Here is a 19,879-nt window from a genome sequence, read left to right on the forward strand (position 1 = left end):
GCTTGCTGGCATGACACAAAAACATCGTTAAGCGATCTGCATTAATCTTTCGCGATGGCGTTTTTTGTAGGGGTGTTATCTACTTGTGCAAGCTTTGTTTAAGCATAAACATCAATGAAAAAGTAGATAGTGATCAGAATAGAAGAAAGAGCAACAAACCCTTTAACATGATTGGGATTAAGTTGACGAGATACACGAGCTGCAAGATAACCCCCCACCAACGTACCGACCAAAACAACGCTACCTGTGCGCCAGTCAATGGAACCATTCGCAACAAAAATCACGATAGCAATGAGTGAAACACACGTAGATACCAGCAATTTCAAACCGTTCATTAAATTAATGTCTTGGTGACCTGCTACTACCAGATAACTCAGAACAATAACCCCTAAACCTGCGTTGAAAAAACCACCGTAAGCAGAGACACCAACAAGTAATAGACCCAAAGCGATTGCTCCGAGTGTTCCTGCGTGTTTGTGCTCTTTCGCGACAGTTTTGATAAGCATTGTTAAACGAGAACCAGTCAGGAAAAGCACGGTGGCAAACAAGAGCAGCCAAGGAATGGCTTCCAAAAATAGCGATTCTGGTGTGTTGAGCAGCAGATATGCTCCGACAGCGCCACCTACTAAACTGAATGAGACTGTGAACAACAGTTCTTGCTTGTTCTTCATGATCTCTTCTCTGAAGCCAACGGCTCCGCTAATGTACCCCGCACATGAAGCATAAGTATTTGTTGCATTGGCCATAATTGGAGGCACACCAACCGCCAATAGGGCCGGAAAAGTAATAAAGCTTCCGCCTCCCGCAATGGAGTTAATGATCCCACCAACTACGCCGGCAACGAATAAAAGCGCCAGTTCTAAAAGCATAAACAATCCTTGTTATGTTCTTTTTCATTGTTAGAGCTTTAGATGTCCCATCTCACATGCTCTAGTGTTCTGATATGAAGTTTACTTTACCCGCTCTAAAACAAAATTGTTCAGTTCTGTGACGTTTTTGATGACATGAACGGTTTTACTTTGAGAGTACCCTTCGAGACGAGACATAAAGTCATCATTCCAGAATGCAGGGCATTGCTGAAGAACTTTGTAGCTTTGTAATGTCCCTTTCAATACCGAACTGCCATCAGGCCAACCTTCGGGTTTAATGAATAGTCCTTTAAGGAGACGTTTCGTCACAAACCAATAGCTTACGGAGTATGGTAGATCAATATAAACGAGAGTATCGGCTGCATCTAAACGAGCATTAAAGGAGCTGATAGGCCCCAGACCATCTATGATCCAACGATCTGAGTGAAGTATATTGCTATGTGCTTCATCAAAAACGTTACGCTCAACGGGCTCACCGTTTGGTTTATAGACTATGGAATCTAATTGATGAAGAGGGAGATCGGTAGCAGACGCGATTACTTTACTTATCGTCGATTTTCCGCTGCCGGGCTTACCAAAAACCGCTACTTTTTGCATGTGACCGCCTCCAAGAGAGTATTTCCCATACGGTAGAGACAGAAAACCCACCGCTATGGGTGGGTTCGATAAATATTGAGCGCATCAAATATCCCACCATTCCTATGGAATGATGATAATTCGTTGGTTAAGTTGCGCTAAGTGTGTATTCATGCAACTACTCTTATATATAGGCGATGACTTGTCAATATTGTTTTGCTTAATAAGTGAACGATTTGATAGGAGAAAGAAAAGCCATCGCGATGGATGGCTTTGTCTAGGTTGAAAGAGACAGCTATTACTGCTCAACGCTCACTGGCTGTGCTTTAAACTTTTGAATCAGCTTTACGATTAGTGGACTTGCCAGTACCAATACGGCTAAAACAGTAAAGGTAAGGGTAATAGGGCGCTCCCATAGGAAACTCAATTCGCCGTCTGAAATCATTAATGCGCGGTGTAAGTTCTCTTCCATTAATCCCCCAAGGATGAAACCCAGCAATAAAGGCGCAAGTGGGAAGTTAGCGAGTCGAAGTGCAATGGCAGCCATAGCGACAATCAGCATCACGAACACATCCATGGTATTGAATGAGACCAAATAAACTCCGGTGATTGAGAAGAATAAAATCATCGGCAGAAGTACCGTTCTAGGCACCGCCAAAAGCTTTGAGATGTACGGAATCAACGGTAAGTTCAGGATCACGAGTACGATGTTGCCGAAGTACATGGAAATGATCACCGACCAGAACACGTCTGGGTGCTCAACAAACAGGCGAGGACCAGGTTGAATACCATAAGCGATCAGCGCACCGAGCATTATTGCTGTTGTACCAGAACCCGGAATGCCAAGCGTTAGCAGCGGTACAAATGAACCACTAGAGGCTGCATTGTTCGCTGATTCTGGCGCGACCAAACCACGGATACTGCCTTTACCGAACTCTTCCTTTTTCTCTTTAGGTGCGAGGTTGCGCTCCATGCCATAGCTTAAAAAAGCAGCAATGGTTGCTCCTGCGCCAGGAAGAACGCCAGTGAAGAAACCTAATATTGAAGAGCGAATTGAAACAGGCGCAACGTCTTTGATTTCTTCCTTCGTCACTTTCATTGAACCAATGTTACTCAGCTTTTCCTGTTCTTCATCGCTGGTGTCTTTTGATGGTTTAAGAATGCCCATCAATGTTTCACCCAGTGCGAATGTCGCCATTGCAAGCAACAAGAAGCTAAAGCCATCCATTAAATCCGTCAAACCGAAGGTAAAGCGTTCAACGCCTACGCCTTTATCGATACCAACTGTAGATAGCATCAAACCAAGAATGGTCATCATCCACGCTTTGATTACCTGACCTTTCCCCGCAAAAGCCGCGACTGCTGATAACCCAAGCAGCATCAACGCAAAATAGTCTGACGATTGGAAGCTAAGTGAAACGCTAGCCAATGCTGGTGCTGCGACAAGCAACATAATGGCAGATAGCGTACCGCCAGTGAAAGAAGAATAAGCTGCCAAAGCTAATGCTTTACCTGCTTGGCCTTTTTGAGCCATCGGGTAGCCGTCGAATGCTGTCACCACGGTTGAAGAACAACCCGGCGCGTTAATTAAAATCGACGATGTAGAACCACCAAATACCGCACCGTAATAAACACCCGCCATCAAAATAAGGCCAGAAGAGGGCTCTAGGCCATAAGTAATTGGGATCATCAAAGCAATGGCTGAGATCGGCCCAAGCCCAGGTAACATGCCGATAAATGTACCGACGAAACAACCAACGATCACCATCATGATGTTCATTGGCATTACTGCAGTGGATAAACCTTGTAGAATTCCATCTAACATAATTCAGTCCTTTCTTTGACTACCAGATGGTGAAAATCAAACCCGGTTCGAGGTAGATGTCTAAACCTTGAGTGAGTAATAAATAGAACGCGATCACGAATGGAAACGACGCGCCGAACAGAACGGGTTTACGTCTTTCCCCCAGCAGATAAAAGCCAGCCAATAAAAAGAAGCCAGTAGCTATAACAAAACCTAGGTAAGTCAGGCCCACGCCGTAAAGCGCCATCAAAACCAAGAAAGCGATCAGTAACTTCCAATTAAAGGTCAGCACCGCGCCACTTTGTTTATCTGGTTGTCCTGTTGCCAGTAACAACAGAGAAAGGCCAGCACCAACGTAAGTCAGGATGGTTGGCAAAGTACGTGCGGTGAACGGTTCGTATTCATCACCAGGGAACAATGGAATTTGCGAGGTTTGATAACCGTAGCAAAGACAGAAGAGTAGAAAGATCATTGCGCCGACACGGTCACGACAGAGCAAATATTCTTTGGTGAAAAAGTTGGTTGAACGAGGCATATTCAACTCCTAACAAAAATAAAAAAGACCGCATATGGACGTTAATGAATAAACTAAACCATTAACAATTAAGCATTTCGCTGCTAGTCGAGCTGCTTTGGGTATATAAACAAAGGAGTGTGCATGCCGATTGTCGACAATATCCATATACGGTGAAACTTAGAGTGCAAATACAGTTGGGGAAATACCAACCCCACGTTATTGGGTGAGGTTGGAATCTAAGGAACCCAGTTCGACTGTTACTTTAGGAAGCCTAACTCGCGCATTAAGTCACCCATTTGCTGCTCTTGCTCTTCAAGGAACGCGAAGAACGCTTTGTCCGCCTTGTAGTTGTCTATCCAACCATTGCGGTCACGGACGACTTGCCATTCGTCAGTGTTGTACATTTTGGTAAATGCTGCATTCCATTCATCCAGCTTTTCTTGGCTAGTACCTGGTGCAGCAAAGAATCCACGCCAGTTAGCGAAGACCGTTTCGTTACCATATTCTGTTAGCGTAGGGATGTTTGGTGCGGCTTCTAGGCGTTTTGGTGCAGTTACCGCTAGCACTTTGACTTGACCAGATTTTGACATCTCCAGTACTTCACCTAGGCCCGTAGAGAGCAGTTGAGTTTCGCCTGAAAGAAGGGCTGCCATGGCTTTACCGCCCGCATCGTAAGCGATGTAACGCACTTTACGCGCATCAAATCCTTCGCCTTTAAATGCGGCGGCAACGACGAGGTGGTCCATAGAACCACGAGCAGAGCCACCCGCGATTTTCACTTTGCGAGGGTTAGATTCAAATGCTTTTACTACGTCTTCCCAAGAATTGTATGGCGAATCAACAGAGGCTACGATGGCACCGTAATCCGCAATGGTGGCTGCAACGGGAGTGAGATCTCTAAAGGATTGAGGGAAAATACCTGTTAGAGAGCGAACGACGATCGGCGTTGAATTCACCATCAGTGTATCTTCTTGACGATCTGCCGTTTCAATCAAGTGCGCAATGGCTTTACCGCCGCCGCCACCAGAAAGGTTTTGAAAAGATACCGTCTCAACGATGTCTGATTTGAGTAGCACATCACCTGTACCTCGTGCGGTCATGTCCCAGCCGCCACCGGCACCTCCAGGGATCAAGAAATGCATTTTTTCTACATCAGCAGCAAAAGCGTTAAATGAAAATGAAGCTGCGATGATAGATGCGGCGAGCGTTGGTTTGATTACCTTTAACATGTTCACGTTCCTTATGTTGGTGACTCTATTTTTTGATGAGTCTTATTTTTGTTTCAGCCTTTAACTCGAACTGGATGCTGATGTATCAAAGGTTAATCAAGTGTTAAATCGATGTCTTTAAAACGTCGATAAAGAGAATATTGAGCATAACGGGTATTTTGTTCATAAAGTTCACGCTGAAAAATTGGTTGCACATCACGCGTGCGTGCTAACAATTGCGTCATAATGGAATGACATCAAACGAATAAGGAAACAGAGAATGAAAGGGACATGTTTGTGCGGTGCTATTGAAGTGATCGCAGATGCTAAGAATGAAGTGAGTCTATGCCACTGCTCGATGTGTCGAAAATGGTCGAGTGGAGCACTCCATGCTGTGCATTGTGGTTCTAACGTAACGTTTAAGGGGGCCGAGCCAAAGCGCTATCAATCGTCTGACTGGGCGGTGAGAGGTTTTTGTGGCGAATGCGGTACAAACCTTTTCTATCATTTGTTACCGACAGGCGAGTACATTCTCTCCGCTGGTTTGTTCGACAATCCAGATTTCAAACTCTCATTAGAGATCTTTACCGATGAAAAGCCCGCGTATTATGACCTCAATCCCACCTCACAAAAGATGACATCGCAGCAAGTTTTTGAGCAATTTTCACCTAAAGAATAGCCTTTTGTATCCTTAATTGTTCGACGGCTTAATTATTTTTCTTTTATATCATAATGTTAAGATGCGTTTAGTTGTCGACAATTTGCTTTTTCCTTCGCAATTACCCCTCAATTTAGCTCGTAATAGATGATTTTCGTCGATTTAAATTACGACCTTAGTCTAAATTGTCGACAATTTACTTGATTGTCGACACTTTGATCGACTACTTTATATTCAGGTTAAGAAATTGTAGACATTTTGATGTCGGTAACGTGAGTATCTGAGTATGAACTCTGAGTTGAAAACTCGTTATAAAGTACTGGGTTCTGAGAAAGAACACACCAAGTCAGAAACACTGACAGAAACACTGATTGAAGTCATTGTGAATGGCGATGTTAAGCCTGGTCATAAAATCTCGGAGCCTGAACTGGCGAAGAAATATCAAGTCAGCCGGGGTCCTTTGCGTGAAGCATTAATGCGTTTAGAGGGGCTAGGGCTCATTGAACGTATTCCTCATGTCGGGGCTAGAGTGACCACTTTTTCTCCAGAAAAGCTGATAGAACTCTATGCGGTTCGCGAAGCGCTAGAAGGTATGGCGGCAAGGTTAGCAGCACGACATATTACGCAAGAAGAGCTCTTGAGCTTGGAAATGCTATTGTCGACACATTCTAAGCACATCGATCAAGTGGAGGGAGCCTCTTACTTCCATCAGCATGGAGATTTTGATTTTCACTATCGCATCATCCAAGCAAGCCGAAACAGCAAGCTGATTTCTCTGCTGTGCGACGAGCTTTACCACTTGCTACGCATGTACCGCTATCAGTCACCGCGCGCGCAATCTCGTCCAAATGAAGCGCTGACTGAACACAAATTCATTCTGGAAGCCATTCGCAATCGCGATGAAGAGCTTGCAGAAATGCTGATGAGAAGACACATCTCAGGAAGTCGAAAGCTCATCCAATCGCAAATTATACATACAGAAAGTTTAGACAAAGACTAGAAGGAATTCGTCATGAGCTTAACACCGGGAGCGAAGTTCAGACTCGCCATTGAACAAAACAATCCGCTGCAAATTGTCGGCACCATTAACCCTTACTGCGCCATGATGGCGAAAAACTTGGGGCATCAAGCGATTTATTTGTCTGGCGGCGGTATTGCAAACGCGTCATACGGATTGCCGGATCTCGGTATTACAACATTGAACGACGTACTGGTCGATGTTGACCGCATCACTAACGCGTGTGATTTACCGCTATTGGTCGACATCGACACCGGTTTTGGAGGCGCATTTAATATTGCTCGCACGATCAAAGCAATGGAAAAGGCGGGTGCTGCTGCGGTTCATATGGAAGACCAAGTCGTACAGAAACGTTGTGGGCATCGTCCGAACAAAGCAATTGTGAGCCAGCAAGAGATGGTTGATCGCGTAAAAGCCGCGGTTGACGCACGAAATGATGAAAGCTTTGTGATTATGGCTCGTACTGACGCGCTAGCTGTTGAAGGTATGGACAGTGCAATTGAGCGTGCGATTGCGTGTGTGGAAGCTGGCGCGGATATGATTTTCCCTGAAGCGATGACCAAGCTGGATCAGTACCTTCAGTTCTCAAACGCACTTGAGCAAGCAACTGGAAAGCACGTTCCTATTCTGGCGAACATTACCGAGTTCGGCGCAACGCCACTGTACGGCTGCGATGAGCTTGCAAAAGCGAAAGTCGATATGGTGCTTTACCCATTAAGTGCGTTCCGTGCCATGAACAAAGCCGCTGAAACGGTTTACAAGCATTTGCTAGAAGTGGGCAATCAGGAAGCTTTGGTTGATTCAATGCAAACACGCAAAGAGTTGTATCAGCACCTGAACTACCACGATTACGAAGACAAACTTGACCAGCTATTCTCTGAAGGAAAATAGCGGGAAAAGAAAAGATAGACGGAAGCCCAAGAAAAGATAATCGGAATTTATCTAATTCAATAACGTGAAATTCGTCTGGCTAAAAAACGCTCCAAAGAGGGCAAAGCCAGACAGAAAAGGAGTTCAAACAATGTCTCAAACTGCAGAAAAGAAAGCAGAGTTAGGTGGTGCAGGCCTACGCGGTCAAAGCGCTGGAAGCACAGCTTTATGTACTGTCGGAAAAACGGGGACCGGTCTGACTTATCGCGGTTACGATATTACTGACCTTGCCAATAATGCTCAATTTGAAGAAGTTGCACATCTTCTGTTACGCGGTCACTTACCAACTCAGAAAGAACTGGATGCGTACAAGACACATCTCTTAAACCTTCGCGGCTTACCAACTGAGCTTAAGCAAGCGTTAGAGCTTATTCCTGCTACTGCTCATCCAATGGATGTGATGCGCACTGGTTGTTCTGTGTTAGGAAACCTAGAGCAAGAAATGAGCTTCGATGAGCAATTACATTCGACGGAACGTATGCTAGCGCTTTTCCCAGCGATCATCTGTTACTGGTATCGTTTTAGTCACGATGGCGTTCGTATCGATACAGAAGATCAAACCGAAGACTGCATCGGCGGTTACTTCTTGCGATTGCTTACAGATAAAGAGCCATCAGCGCTACACAAGCAAGTGATGCACTGTTCCTTAATCCTTTACGCTGAGCATGAATTCAACGCATCAACTTTTGCAGCGCGTGTTTGTGCATCAACGTTGTCAGACATTCATTCTTGTATTACGGCAGCAATCGGTACGCTTCGCGGGCCACTTCATGGCGGCGCAAACGAAGCAGCGATGGAAATGATTGAAGATTGGCAAACGCCAGACGAGGCGGAAGCGAACATCATGAAAATGCTGGCCAACAAAGACAAGATCATGGGCTTTGGCCATGCCATCTATCGCGAAAGTGATCCTCGCAACGCGTTGATTAAACGCTGGTCGAAAGAGCTGTCACAGCAAGTCGGTGATACACATCTATATGCTGTTTCTGAGCGTGTGGAATCAGTGATGAAGCGAGAGAAAGGTCTGTTCTGTAATGCGGACTTCTTCCATGCATCGGCTTACCACTTCATGGACATTCCAACCAAGCTGTTCACACCAATTTTTGTGATGAGTCGTTTAACGGGCTGGGCGGCACACGTTTATGAGCAACGTGCCAATAACCGCATCATTCGCCCAAGTGCTGATTACACGGGCCCAGACCATCAAGAATGGGTACCTATCGAGAATCGCTAGCGCGAAGGTCAATCAGGGCACATATGCTTTGATTGACCACCTCCTTCCTTTGTACCTCTCTCTGACAGAGGAAGGAGCCCCTCTCATCACGATGTTTCTGGAGCAATGGAAAAACGTTGATGAAGGCAAGATGTACAGACTGAATGGAAGCAAACCATGAACACAAATATTAATACCCAATATCGTAAGCCGCTTCCGGGAACTCAACTGGATTACTTTGATGCACGCGAAGCCGTCAATGCCATTTCTCCTGGAGCCTATGAAAAACTCCCTTACACCTCCCGCGTGCTAGCTGAGCAACTGGTCCGTCGCTGTGAACCGAACACATTGACGGATAGCCTAAAACAGTTAATTGAACGTAAACGTGATCTTGATTTTCCTTGGTATCCAGCACGCGTGGTTTGTCATGACATTCTTGGTCAGACTGCTCTAGTCGATTTAGCGGGTCTGCGCGATGCTATTTCGGATCAGGGTGGCGATCCTGCAAAAGTGAACCCTGTGGTTGAGACTCAATTGATCGTTGACCATTCTTTAGCGGTTGAGCATGCGGGCTTTGAACCTGATGCCTTCGACAAAAACCGCGCGATTGAAGAGCGCCGTAATGAAGACCGATTCCACTTTATCGAGTGGTGTAAAACAGCGTTTGAAAACGTCAGCGTGATTCCAGCTGGGAATGGCATCATGCACCAAATCAACTTGGAAAAAATGTCTCCTGTGGTACAAGCAAAGCAGGGCATTGCCTACCCAGACACCTGTGTGGGTACGGACAGTCACACGCCTCACGTAGACGCTCTTGGTGTTATTGCGATAGGTGTCGGTGGTCTGGAAGCAGAAACCGTCATGCTTGGCCGACCATCAATGATGCGTCTACCAGATATTGTCGGTGTCAAACTGACGGGTAAACGTCAACCGGGCATTACCGCAACGGATATTGTCCTCGCGATTACTGAGTTCCTACGTAACGAGCGTGTGGTCTCTTCATATCTTGAATTCTTTGGTGAAGGTGCACGCGATCTAACGATCGGAGACCGCGCAACTATTTCAAATATGACACCAGAATACGGCGCGACAGCTGGCATGTTTTATATTGATGAGCAGACCATCAATTACTTGAAACTAACTGGTCGAAATGAAGAGCAAGTTGCTCTAGTAGAAAAATACGCAAAACAAACCGGTCTTTGGGCTGACGATCTAGATACTGCCGTTTATGAGCGAGTACTTGAGTTCGATTTATCATCAGTAAGTCGTAACATGGCCGGCCCGTCAAACCCTCACCGCCGTTTACCAACATCGGAGTTGGCGCAGCGTGGCATTTCTGGTGCGTGGGAAGAGAAAGAAGGTGAGTTGCCAGATGGCGCAGTGATCATCGCTGCTATCACATCGTGTACTAATACTAGTAACCCAAGAAACGTCGTCGCTGCTGGCCTTGTCGCGAAGAAAGCCAATGAGCTCGGCCTTGTACGTAAACCTTGGGTGAAATCGTCTTTTGCTCCGGGTTCTAAAGTTGCACGCCTGTACTTGGAAGAAGCGGGCTTATTACCTGAGTTAGAGAAGCTTGGCTTTGGTATCGTCGGTTACGCATGTACCACTTGTAACGGTATGAGTGGTGCGTTGGATCCAAAAATCCAACAAGAGATCATCGACCGTGATTTATATGCGACAGCCGTTCTGTCTGGTAACCGTAACTTCGATGGCCGAATTCACCCTTATGCGAAACAAGCCTTCTTAGCATCTCCACCGTTAGTTGTCGCTTATGCGCTAGCAGGAACCATTCGTTTTGATATCGAGCGCGATGCTCTGGGTACTGACCAAAATGGTAAACCAATTTACTTAAATGATTTGTGGCCAAGCGACGAAGAGATCGATGTTGTGGTCGGCAAACACGTTAAGCCAGAGCAGTTTAACCAAGTTTACATCCAGATGTTTAAGCTCGATGACGCAGAGAAAAGCTCTAGTCCGCTTTACGACTGGCGTCCGATGAGTACCTACATTCGCCGTCCACCTTACTGGGAAGGTGCGCTGGCGGGTGAAAGAACACTGTCTGGCATGCGTCCATTAGCGATTCTGGGCGACAACATCACGACTGACCACCTGTCACCATCCAACGCGATCATGGCGAGCAGTGCTGCGGGTGAATACCTTGCCAAAATGGGCGTTCCGGAAGAGGACTTCAACTCTTATGCGACTCACCGTGGCGATCACTTAACGGCGCAACGTGCGACCTTTGCTAACCCGAAACTATTTAACGAAATGGTGAAAGAGAACGGTGAAGTGGTTCAGGGTTCTCTGGCGCGAATCGAACCAGAAGGCCAGGTTGTACGCATGTGGGAAGCGATTGAAACCTACATGAACCGCAAACAGCCACTGATTGTTGTCGCGGGTGCTGATTATGGTCAGGGTTCATCTCGTGACTGGGCAGCAAAAGGTGTTCGTTTGGCAGGCGTAGAAGCCATTGTTGCTGAAGGCTTTGAGCGTATTCACCGTACTAACTTGGTTGGCATGGGTGTACTACCACTGCAATTTAAGCCAGGTGTAAACCGCAATACGCTAGAACTGGATGGTACTGAACTGTATGACGTGGTTGGTGAAATCAAGCCGGGTGCAGATTTAGCCTTGGTTATTACACGTAGCAACGGTGAGAAAGTCGACGTTCCTGTTACGTGTCGCCTAGATACCGCTGACGAAGTTCATGTGTACAACGCGGGCGGTGTTCTGCAGCGTTTTGCGCAAGATTTCTTGGCGCAATAAGGAGTGGGTATGGAAAGCAAAACTCCGAATCAAATGAGCCAAATCAAAGTGCCGGCGACGTACATGCGTGGCGGTACAAGTAAAGGTGTCTTTTTCAACCTAGAGGATTTGCCTCAAGAAGCGCAAGTGGCTGGAGCCGCGCGTGACAAGCTGTTGTTACGTGTTATCGGCAGCCCGGATCCTTACGCGAAGCAAATTGATGGCATGGGTGGTGCGACCTCCAGCACCAGTAAAACAGTGATTGTTTCTCGCAGTAGCCGAGCAGATCACGATGTTGACTACTTGTTTGGACAAGTGTCGATCGACAAACCATTCGTCGATTGGAGTGGTAACTGCGGCAACTTGTCTGCGGCAGTTGGTCCCTTCGCCATTCATGCTGGGCTGATTCCACAAGATCGCATTCCAGAAAATGGCATTGTGACGGTGCGTGTTTGGCAGGTGAACATCAGCAAAACCATCTTGATTCACGTTCCAATTGTTAATGGTTTCGTCCAAGAAACCGGCGAGTTTGAGCTCGATGGCGTGACGTTTCCGGCCGCCGAGATTCAAGTCGATTTCGTTGACCCTTCTGATGGCGAAGGCAGCATGTTCCCAACAGGCAACTTAGTCGATGATTTAGTGGTACCGGACGTAGGTACGTTTAACGCCACATTTATAAATGCGGGCATTCCAACCATTTTTATTGATGCTGAATCGATAGGATATCAGGGCACCGAGCTGCAAGACGATATCAACAACGATGATGCCGCATTAGCGATGTTCGAATCCATCCGTGCACATGGCGCGTTAAAAATGGGCCTGATTTCTGATTTAGAAGAAGCTCAAACACGTCAACATACGCCGAAAATAGCGTTTGTTTCTAAACCGAAAAGTTACCTGTCTTCAAGTGGTAAAGCCGTTAATGAGTTGGATATTGATGTGCTCGTTCGCGCGCTGTCGATGGGCAAACTTCACCATGCAATGATGGGAACCGCAGCCGTTGCTATCGCTTCAGCGTCGTGTGTACCGGGTACGTTGGTTAACTTGGCTGCTGGTGGCGGTGAAAAAGAGTCAGTGACTTTTGGCCACCCCTCAGGAACGTTAAAAGTTGGAGCACAAGCGAAGCAAGCTGAACAGGGCTGGGTGGTACAAAAAGCCATCATGAGCCGAAGTGCGAGAATACTAATGGAGGGATTTGTGCGTGTACCCTCTGATGTCTTTGAGTGAAAAGAACGGTCTTTGAATAGAACGAGAGCAATGTCAGGACATACTGGAGGAAGCAATATGTCTTCATACGAAAAAGAATACTTATGGGCGAAGAATGAACCGGAGAGTTTTTGGCGCGCTCAAGCGGAGAATATCGATTGGTTCGAATCTCCTAAAACCATCTTGAAATCTGATGAGAACGGCATCGAACGTTGGTTCCCAGATGGAGTAATGAATACGTGCTGGTTAGCATTGGATTACCATTGCGAGCAAGGACGCGGTGATAATACGGCACTCATTTATGACTCGCCAGTAACCGGCAATAAAACCACGTATACCTATAGTAACCTGCGTGACCAAGTGGCAAAAATTGCCGGCATGCTGTCTGCCCAAGGCGTTGAAAAAGGCGACCGAGTCGTTATTTACATGCCGATGATTCCAGAAGCCGCAATGGCGATGCTAGCCTGCGCGCGTTTGGGGGCGATTCACTCCGTTGTATTCGGTGGTTTTGCACCTAATGAGCTTGCTGTACGAATTGAAGATGCAGAGCCGAAAGTCATCATGACGGCGTCATGTGGGATTGAGATCAACAAAGTTATTCCATATAAGCCAATGGTAGACAAGGCCATTATGGACAGCCGATGGAAGCCTGAAAAAGTATTTATATTCCAGCGTCCTGAGTGCGAAGCCGATCTAAACCAAGAAAGAGATCTGGATTGGCAGCAAGAGTACAACCAAGCGTTGCCACACGGTTGTGTTCCGGTGTTGGCAACCGATCCACTCTACATTCTTTATACTTCGGGTACGACAGGTAAGCCAAAAGGCGTTGTGCGTGACAACGGTGGCCATGCCGTCGCGATGAAGTACTCTATGAGCGCAATCTACAACATTCCTCAAGATGGCGTATTTTGGGCGGCATCTGATGTTGGTTGGGTAGTAGGGCACTCTTACATTGTTTACGCGCCACTGATTCACGGTTGCACAACAATCCTATTCGAAGGCAAGCCCGTCCGAACACCGGATCCTGGCGCGTTCTGGCGAGTGTGTGACGAATACAAAGTAGATGCGTTGTTCTCTGCCCCGACAGCGTTCCGTGCGATCAAGAAAGAAGACCCAGAAGGTGAGTTTTTAAAACAGTATGATCTCTCTAAATTGAAAACCATCTTTATGGCCGGAGAACGCCTTGACCCTCCAACACTGGAATGGGTTCAGAGCAAAGCAGACAAACCCGTTATTGACCACTGGTGGCAAACGGAAACGGGTTGGGCTATCGCGGGCAACCCAACAGGTGTTGAAATGATGCCAGTTAAAGCGGGTTCTTCGACGAAGCCAATTCCGGGTTATCAGGTCGAGATTCTGAATGAACTTGGAGAGTCGGTCGGGCCTAACCAACAAGGCTTTGTCGCATTAAAACGTCCGCTGCCACCGAGTTGTCTGCCAACGGTTTGGCGTAACCATGACCGTTTTGAAACCGGTTACCTCAGCCAATTCCCTGGCTACTATGTGTCAGGTGATGGTGGCTATTTGGATGAAGACGGTTACCTGTTCATTATGGGACGTATTGATGACGTGATTAATGTCGCGGGGCATCGTTTATCGACAGGCGAAATGGAAGAAATTGTCGGTGGCCACCCAGCGATTGCGGAATGTGCAGTCGTGGGTATCCACGATGAGTTAAAAGGGCAGTTACCACTTGGTTTTGTTGTGCTTAAAGATGGTGTCAAAGTGGACGAGCTTGATCTTGAAGGTGAGCTTGTTGGCAAGGTACGTAGTGAGATCGGTGCGGTTGCCTGCTTTAAGCATGCACTGGTTGTGGATCGCTTACCGAAAACACGTTCGGGTAAAATTCTGCGCCGAACCATACGTCAAATAGCCGATGGTGAAAAATACACCGTTCCGTCAACGATTGATGACCCAAGTAGTTTGAACGAAATTGAACGAGTGTTAAGACGCTAATTAAAACTCAATTCTAACTAACCCCTGATCCTCGAACTCTGTAGGTTGGTTCTGCCTCTGTACGCTTATTAAGTGCAGGGGCTTTTTTGTTTGTAGATCGCGTAAACGTCTCGTGCAGGCAATTTTGTGACTTGCCAATACGGCATTTTCCTCACAAACTACAGCCATTCAATTTTTAGTGACCCTTTGTATGACCACGTTTGTAATTAAATCTGCGTGTTTTAGCGACCTTGAGTCGCTCAACGACCTTATGTTTGAGCTGCATGATGAGCATCATCTTCAATCTCCTGAGCTGTTCAAAACTGCAGAGGAGATAGAGCAAGAAAAAAGTATTGCTCGATACATTGATGATCCTGAATGTCTTGTTTATGTAGCAAAACAAGGAGATGAAATTATTGGTTTTATCTCTGGTCATTTCTGTGAACTTGTTTCTACCGTCAGTCAGCCGGTTATGATGGGAAGTGTGGATGAGCTCTATGTGTTACCTGAGTTTCGGAAACAAGGCACAGCTCAGGCATTGATTAACAAAATTGAGTCAACGTTCTCTGATTACGGTGCAAAACAGATGTTTGTTGAAGTATGGCACTTTAACCAGGGTGCAATCTCTTTGTATGAAAAACAAGGGTTTGCACACCATATTCACTATCTAAGAAAGCCGTTGAGCTAATGGCCATGCTTAATTTTAATATTGTGATACACATTCTAGCGAATTGAAATCATTCAGTTCGTCAATAGACTTTTCTCTATAAGTTGCTCGCAATGTTAGTAAATTAATATGCGCCCACATTGGTATTGGCGTTTTTGTCTGCTTGTTTATTAGTAGCACGAGGATCGTGCTTACAAAAACAAGAGGACAATATTTTGAAACTAACAAAATCGTTACTTGCGTTGGCTGTTTTGCCAATGTTCGCAAGTGCTGATGATTTGTCACAGACACAAAATCACACTATACAACCCCAGATCGTAGGCGGCATCACTGCTGATCCTAGTGAGTGGAGATTCTACACCCAAATTGTGGGCCGTTATGGTAACCGATCATATTGTGGTGCCAGTTATATTGGAAATGGCTACGTCCTGACTGCGGCCCACTGTGTCGAGGGTGATTCACCGAATCAGATTGCGGTTAAAATTGGTGGCGTCGTTTACAATGGCACTGACGGTGTTCGAGCTAACGTGAGTGAAATCCACATGCACCCGGCATATCGCCGAGCAACGCTTTCTCACGATCTCGCAGTCTTAAAGTTAGACTCTGTACCTCAAGGTGTTGCCGCGGTTGAAATTGCCGATGGCAGTCTAACGCAATACGCCAGTATCGGAGATTGGCTTACAGTCGCAGGTTTAGGGAGAACCTCTGAAGGAGGAAGCTCCCCATCTCGATTGCAAGAGGTTGACGTTCCGCTCGTGTCGGACACGACTTGTCGTCAAGCCGGTGGCAATTACACAACCGTTGGAGAAGTGTCATTCTGTGCGGGAATTCCTCAAGGTGGGATAGATTCCTGTCAGGGAGATAGCGGTGGCCCAATCGTTATTAATCGTGGTGGCGTAATTACTCAACTTGGTGTGGTCAGTTGGGGGATAGGTTGTGCTCGTCCGGGTATGTATGGTGTTTATAGCGATATCGCCGCCATGCGTAATTTTGTTAATGGTGTCATTGGCACGACTACACCTCCTAAAGAGAATGTTTCTGTTGGGTATACCACCGAACAGACATTGGCATCATTTAATGTTGGCGAGTTGCAGCAACATAGTTTTGTTATCAAAAATTCAGGTAACACGACGTTCACTGTAGAAAACGTTCGCGCGTTTGCTTCTGGCGTTGCTGATGCTGCCGTTATTGCAAATGATCAGTGTTCTCAGGCGACGTTAGCAATGAATGCAAGTTGTCGTGTCGATGTCGAATTTGGAGCAGCTCAGGCGGGAGAAGCAAGAGTTGCTTTGAACTTCAACGTTGATAAGACCAGTACACAATATCAGGCGCTAGTGTCGGCTCAAGCCAAAACAGTGACAACGCCTCCAACAGATAACTGCACAGCAGAATGGCAAGCGAGTACGGTGTATCTCAAAGGGGATAACGTTACTTGGAATGGCAAAGTGTGGCAGGCGCAGTGGTGGACTCAAGGCGATAACCCAGCAGACTCTGGACCTTGGGGTGTTTGGCAAGAAGTTCGCGACGCACATTGCAAGTCTAACTAACCATCAAGCATTCAAAAGCTGATTCGTTGGTGACTTGAGGTAGAATTCATTCTTGGTTTCAACGAACAGCGCATAATTATCATAAGCAGGGTTTATTGTTTTCGAATAATAAGCCCTTTTTTATTGTTCCAACTTTGAGAACCCATAAAATGTGTATGACTTTATCCTGACGCTACCTTCATATAACTGGCAGAATTGCGATCAACATTTCATGTTTTGTCTGATTTTTGTCAGGTTTGCATTAAATTACTCTCCAATGAGCTTCAAGATCATGCTTTATTCGATCAACGTTGTTTGGCATAACTCGTTACTTAATTTTTATCGAAAAAGATAAGATTAACTGCCATTATTCATTGGTTATCATAATGTTTACTTAAGGTCATATTTTGTGTTGAGACAGCTGTTATTACTCATCCTTTGTTTTATTTTGTTACCTGTTTCACCAATCTCTACGGCTAAAGCTGCCGCGAGCGAAGTTAAAGGGGCACTCTGCGTTGTTCGTGCTGACGACAAGTTAGTGCTAGTTCATGAAATATTGACGGATAAGATTTCTCTACCTGGTGGGACAATTATTGATGGAGAATCCCCCAAAGTTGCTGCGCAAAGAGAAACGTGGGAAGAAACGGGTTTAGTGGTCACGGTTGGGGAGGAACTTGGCAGAACAGACACCGCGGTTTATTACGATTGCATATCAGATTCTGAGATTATTGCTTTTTCGATGAACAATTCCTTAGGTGGGAATGAGTTACCTATTTGGTTTGCTCCTCACTACGGGGTAGAAATCGCATCTGCAATGTTACTTGGACCATCCGAGCTGCCATCATTTTTGTACCGCTATCCCGCTCAATGGCCACAAGCCATTCAGTTTTTTGAACAAGCTACTCAGCAGTCCGCATCTTATGTGACTCAGCTGATCGAATCCGCACCTTCATTTCGTCAGATTGAATTGAGGTGGATGAAAGACTTACAAAGTTGGGTAGGGGCTTTATCCGAAACGAGTTTCGAGGTAGCGAATCAGATCTCAAATCTTGTTATAGAACTGACAGAACCTACGATACTGCTTTTTCTATTTCCGTTAGTAATGATACGTTTTGGCAGTCGATTTGTATTCCGACTCTTTTTCGCTATTAGCGCGACGTCCCTGATGGTACTTGTAGCTCAACAGGGCTTTGCGCTTCCTCGCCCGCATGTCTATATACCAATGATGGAGTTAACACACAGCTTTGGATTTAGTTTTCCAAGTTTGCCTATTGCCGTTTGGTTTTGTGTTTTAACCTTTTTATTTCAGAGAACACATTATTTCGGTTTGAATGGTACGACCGCTGTTATGATGCTCATCACGCTTACTATTATGTTATGTAAGTTTTTCCTTGGTAGCGCCTTTTTCTTAGATATGTTGTTTGGTGCGCTGTTAGGAAGCTTGGTAGCCTGGCATGTTCTGCGATTGGAAACAAATCAAGACGTGAATGTTGATCAAGTGCTGAGCTCAAAAGGCGTCTGGTTCATTATGACTGCGGTAACGGCGGTCATCTCTGTTATCTGGCCATTACCTGTGTTTGGCCGCTGGTTAGCTATTTTAATTACGGCATCAGCGTTGGTTATGACGTTTAGAGAGTCAAAAGTGCATTTGGATTCTCGTCAGATGATTTTTGTAACGCTTGCGTTGGTATTCGTTGAGCAACTTTATTTGTACTCAAGCTCTGTTGTCTCGTTTAGTGGTTTGTGGTCATTGGTATTGTCGACGTTGCATTATCCATTGTTGATGTTGCTGTTTATCTTGCTTGCAAGAAAGCTGATTCATGAAAAACAACAGAGAGAAACAGTGCTAGATTGATGGTTGTATGCTTTCTTTCTCAGGCATACGAGTAAAAAGAAAGCCTTGCTTTACAGCAAGGCTTTTTTGTACGTTGAGTAGCTCAACAATGTGGCTTTGCGTATATCTGACGCCATGGCTGAGTTAAAGGTAATAACGTTGACGCAATAGCGGCGGAGAGAATTAAGCGTTAAGGACGAATTTTTCAATCGCTTTAGCGACACCGTGTTCATCATTACTTACCGTAATGTAATCAGCGATTTGTTTGGTCTCTTCCATCGCATTTCCCATCGCGATACCAAGGCCAGCGTACTTCAGCATGTGGTGGTCATTTTCAGCATCACCCATACAGATCACTTCTTCCGGTTGAATACCTAGATACTCAGCAATTGCAGCAACACCAATACCTTTGTTGCTCGCTGGGTTAAGAAATTCCAGGAAGAACGGAGCGCTTTGAACCACCGTAAACTCTTCACGCATTTCAGACGGAAGCGCTGCGATGACCTCAGTTAACTTACTTGGCTCGGCAACCATCATTGCTTTGATGATTGGATGATCATCTTCTAGCGATTCAAAATTAATCTCTGTTACATTTAAGCCATTAATGTTGGCTTCGATGTCAGTGTATGGGTTTTTCTCATTGGTGATCAAGCCATGTGCTTGGCTGAATGCGTGCACATAAGCGCCTAATTCTTTCGCTTTGCGAGCGACTAATTTTGCTGCCTTACCATCAATGATTTGCTGGTGGATGATTTCATTTGTTCCTACGTTCTTAACCATAGAGCCATTGTAGAAAAGGACAAAATCTTTATCGGAATGGATATTCAGTTCGTCGAGCTTGCCTTGCATTCCTTCTAATGGGCGACCAGAAGCGAGAACGACAGTAACGCCTGCTTCTCGAGCCTTTGCGATCGCTTGTTTGTTTTCTTCAGAGATTGCTTTATCACTATTGAGCAGTGTGCCATCCATATCTAATGCGATCAGTTTATACATCATTTCTTACCTTAAAGTTTTTGGGAACTGTAAGTGAATAAGGTTTGGTATAACGCGAACCAGAAACCTACGCTCACCGCGACTATGAAACTACAAAATGGTCTATTTTAACAATTAATTTTTGGTTTAAATTGACCTAGACACGTGTGTCCATTAAGGTCTTCGCCTCGAAGTATT

The 19,879-nt window shown here is 45.7% G+C and carries 16 protein-coding genes; 10 read left to right on the plus strand and 6 right to left on the minus strand.

The genetic code is table 11. The features are described 5' to 3' along the window. Positions 1-98: 98 nt before the first annotated feature. From J8Z23_RS07395 to J8Z23_RS07415, 5 genes are all read right to left on the minus strand, one after another. Positions 99-869, minus strand: a complete 771-nt coding sequence (locus J8Z23_RS07395) for a sulfite exporter TauE/SafE family protein (protein WP_301658839.1) — start codon at positions 867-869, stop codon at positions 99-101. Between the two features lie 81 nt (positions 870-950). Further along, positions 951-1,466, minus strand: coding sequence for an adenylate kinase (locus tag J8Z23_RS07400; protein ID WP_301658840.1), 516 nt, complete (start codon positions 1,464-1,466; stop codon positions 951-953). 277 nt (positions 1,467-1,743) lie between these two features. Further along, the gene (locus tag J8Z23_RS07405) at positions 1,744-3,270 is read right to left on the minus strand and encodes a tripartite tricarboxylate transporter permease (protein WP_434635274.1); all 1,527 of its coding nucleotides are present in this window, start codon (positions 3,268-3,270) and stop codon (positions 1,744-1,746) included. Between the two features lie 19 nt (positions 3,271-3,289). Continuing rightward, entirely contained in the window at positions 3,290-3,784 is a 495-nt protein-coding gene (locus tag J8Z23_RS07410; RefSeq protein ID WP_168187800.1) for a tripartite tricarboxylate transporter TctB family protein, read from the minus strand. Positions 3,785-4,023: 239 nt separating this feature from the next. Further along, the gene (locus J8Z23_RS07415) at positions 4,024-4,995 is read right to left on the minus strand and encodes a tripartite tricarboxylate transporter substrate binding protein (protein WP_005395072.1); all 972 of its coding nucleotides are present in this window, start codon (positions 4,993-4,995) and stop codon (positions 4,024-4,026) included. Positions 4,996-5,254: 259 nt separating this feature from the next. Here J8Z23_RS07415 and J8Z23_RS07420 point away from each other — a divergent pair, with 259 nt between their 5' ends. From J8Z23_RS07420 to J8Z23_RS07465, 10 genes are all read left to right on the plus strand, one after another. Then, positions 5,255-5,653 carry a GFA family protein gene (locus J8Z23_RS07420; protein ID WP_085343805.1) on the plus strand — a complete coding sequence of 133 codons (399 nt, stop codon included), beginning with the start codon at positions 5,255-5,257 and terminating at the stop codon, positions 5,651-5,653. A 265-nt stretch (positions 5,654-5,918) separates the two neighbouring features. Further along, a complete protein-coding gene (locus J8Z23_RS07425) occupies positions 5,919-6,632 on the plus strand; it encodes a GntR family transcriptional regulator (protein WP_005395069.1) in 714 nt (237 codons plus the stop codon). 12 nt (positions 6,633-6,644) lie between these two features. Next, on the plus strand, positions 6,645-7,541 hold the full coding sequence (gene prpB / locus J8Z23_RS07430; RefSeq protein ID WP_268844919.1) for a methylisocitrate lyase: 897 nt from the start codon (positions 6,645-6,647) through the stop codon (positions 7,539-7,541). Between the two features lie 130 nt (positions 7,542-7,671). Continuing rightward, complete coding sequence (gene prpC / locus J8Z23_RS07435) at positions 7,672-8,814, plus strand: bifunctional 2-methylcitrate synthase/citrate synthase (protein WP_012841784.1); 1,143 nt, start codon at positions 7,672-7,674, stop codon at positions 8,812-8,814. Positions 8,815-8,970: 156 nt separating this feature from the next. Then, entirely contained in the window at positions 8,971-11,562 is a 2,592-nt protein-coding gene (acnD, locus tag J8Z23_RS07440) for a Fe/S-dependent 2-methylisocitrate dehydratase AcnD (RefSeq protein ID WP_395206431.1), read from the plus strand. Positions 11,563-11,571: 9 nt separating this feature from the next. Beyond that, the gene (gene prpF, locus J8Z23_RS07445) at positions 11,572-12,768 is read left to right on the plus strand and encodes a 2-methylaconitate cis-trans isomerase PrpF (protein ID WP_301658843.1); all 1,197 of its coding nucleotides are present in this window, start codon (positions 11,572-11,574) and stop codon (positions 12,766-12,768) included. 57 nt (positions 12,769-12,825) lie between these two features. Beyond that, positions 12,826-14,703 carry a propionyl-CoA synthetase gene (locus J8Z23_RS07450; RefSeq protein WP_005395064.1) on the plus strand — a complete coding sequence of 626 codons (1,878 nt, stop codon included), beginning with the start codon at positions 12,826-12,828 and terminating at the stop codon, positions 14,701-14,703. A gap of 190 nt (positions 14,704-14,893) precedes the next feature. Beyond that, a complete protein-coding gene (locus tag J8Z23_RS07455; RefSeq protein WP_046874942.1) occupies positions 14,894-15,370 on the plus strand; it encodes a GNAT family N-acetyltransferase in 477 nt (158 codons plus the stop codon). A 194-nt stretch (positions 15,371-15,564) separates the two neighbouring features. Further along, the gene (locus tag J8Z23_RS07460) at positions 15,565-16,896 is read left to right on the plus strand and encodes a trypsin-like serine protease (RefSeq protein WP_301658844.1); all 1,332 of its coding nucleotides are present in this window, start codon (positions 15,565-15,567) and stop codon (positions 16,894-16,896) included. Positions 16,897-17,284: 388 nt separating this feature from the next. Then, positions 17,285-18,730 carry a bifunctional NUDIX hydrolase/phosphatase PAP2 family protein gene (locus J8Z23_RS07465; protein ID WP_434635275.1) on the plus strand — a complete coding sequence of 482 codons (1,446 nt, stop codon included), beginning with the start codon at positions 17,285-17,287 and terminating at the stop codon, positions 18,728-18,730. A gap of 162 nt (positions 18,731-18,892) precedes the next feature. Here the strand turns inward: J8Z23_RS07465 and J8Z23_RS07470 are convergent, their stop codons facing one another. Then, complete coding sequence (locus J8Z23_RS07470) at positions 18,893-19,702, minus strand: Cof-type HAD-IIB family hydrolase (RefSeq protein WP_109170246.1); 810 nt, start codon at positions 19,700-19,702, stop codon at positions 18,893-18,895. Positions 19,703-19,879: the final 177 nt, after the last annotated feature.

This window comes from Vibrio sp. SCSIO 43086 (genome assembly GCF_051132235.1).
Classification (GTDB): Bacteria; Pseudomonadota; Gammaproteobacteria; order Enterobacterales; family Vibrionaceae; genus Vibrio; species Vibrio diabolicus.

Bases quoted from the DNA above. Each gene is read 5' to 3' on its own strand.
- J8Z23_RS07450 (WP_005395064.1), top strand. From the start codon at position 12,826: ATGTCTTCATACGAAAAAGAATACTTATGGGCGAAGAATGAACCGGAG.
- J8Z23_RS07415 (WP_005395072.1), bottom strand. From the start codon at position 4,995: ATGTTAAAGGTAATCAAACCAACGCTCGCCGCATCTATCATCGCAGCT.
- J8Z23_RS07400 (WP_301658840.1), bottom strand. From the start codon at position 1,466: ATGCAAAAAGTAGCGGTTTTTGGTAAGCCCGGCAGCGGAAAATCGACG.
- J8Z23_RS07395 (WP_301658839.1), bottom strand. From the start codon at position 869: ATGCTTTTAGAACTGGCGCTTTTATTCGTTGCCGGCGTAGTTGGTGGG.
- prpC (WP_012841784.1), top strand. From the start codon at position 7,672: ATGTCTCAAACTGCAGAAAAGAAAGCAGAGTTAGGTGGTGCAGGCCTA.
- prpF (WP_301658843.1), top strand. From the start codon at position 11,572: ATGGAAAGCAAAACTCCGAATCAAATGAGCCAAATCAAAGTGCCGGCG.
- acnD (WP_395206431.1), top strand. From the start codon at position 8,971: ATGAACACAAATATTAATACCCAATATCGTAAGCCGCTTCCGGGAACT.
- J8Z23_RS07455 (WP_046874942.1), top strand. From the start codon at position 14,894: ATGACCACGTTTGTAATTAAATCTGCGTGTTTTAGCGACCTTGAGTCG.
- J8Z23_RS07425 (WP_005395069.1), top strand. From the start codon at position 5,919: ATGAACTCTGAGTTGAAAACTCGTTATAAAGTACTGGGTTCTGAGAAA.
- J8Z23_RS07410 (WP_168187800.1), bottom strand. From the start codon at position 3,784: ATGCCTCGTTCAACCAACTTTTTCACCAAAGAATATTTGCTCTGTCGT.
- J8Z23_RS07420 (WP_085343805.1), top strand. From the start codon at position 5,255: ATGAAAGGGACATGTTTGTGCGGTGCTATTGAAGTGATCGCAGATGCT.
- J8Z23_RS07470 (WP_109170246.1), bottom strand. From the start codon at position 19,702: ATGTATAAACTGATCGCATTAGATATGGATGGCACACTGCTCAATAGT.
- J8Z23_RS07405 (WP_434635274.1), bottom strand. From the start codon at position 3,270: ATGTTAGATGGAATTCTACAAGGTTTATCCACTGCAGTAATGCCAATG.
- prpB (WP_268844919.1), top strand. From the start codon at position 6,645: ATGAGCTTAACACCGGGAGCGAAGTTCAGACTCGCCATTGAACAAAAC.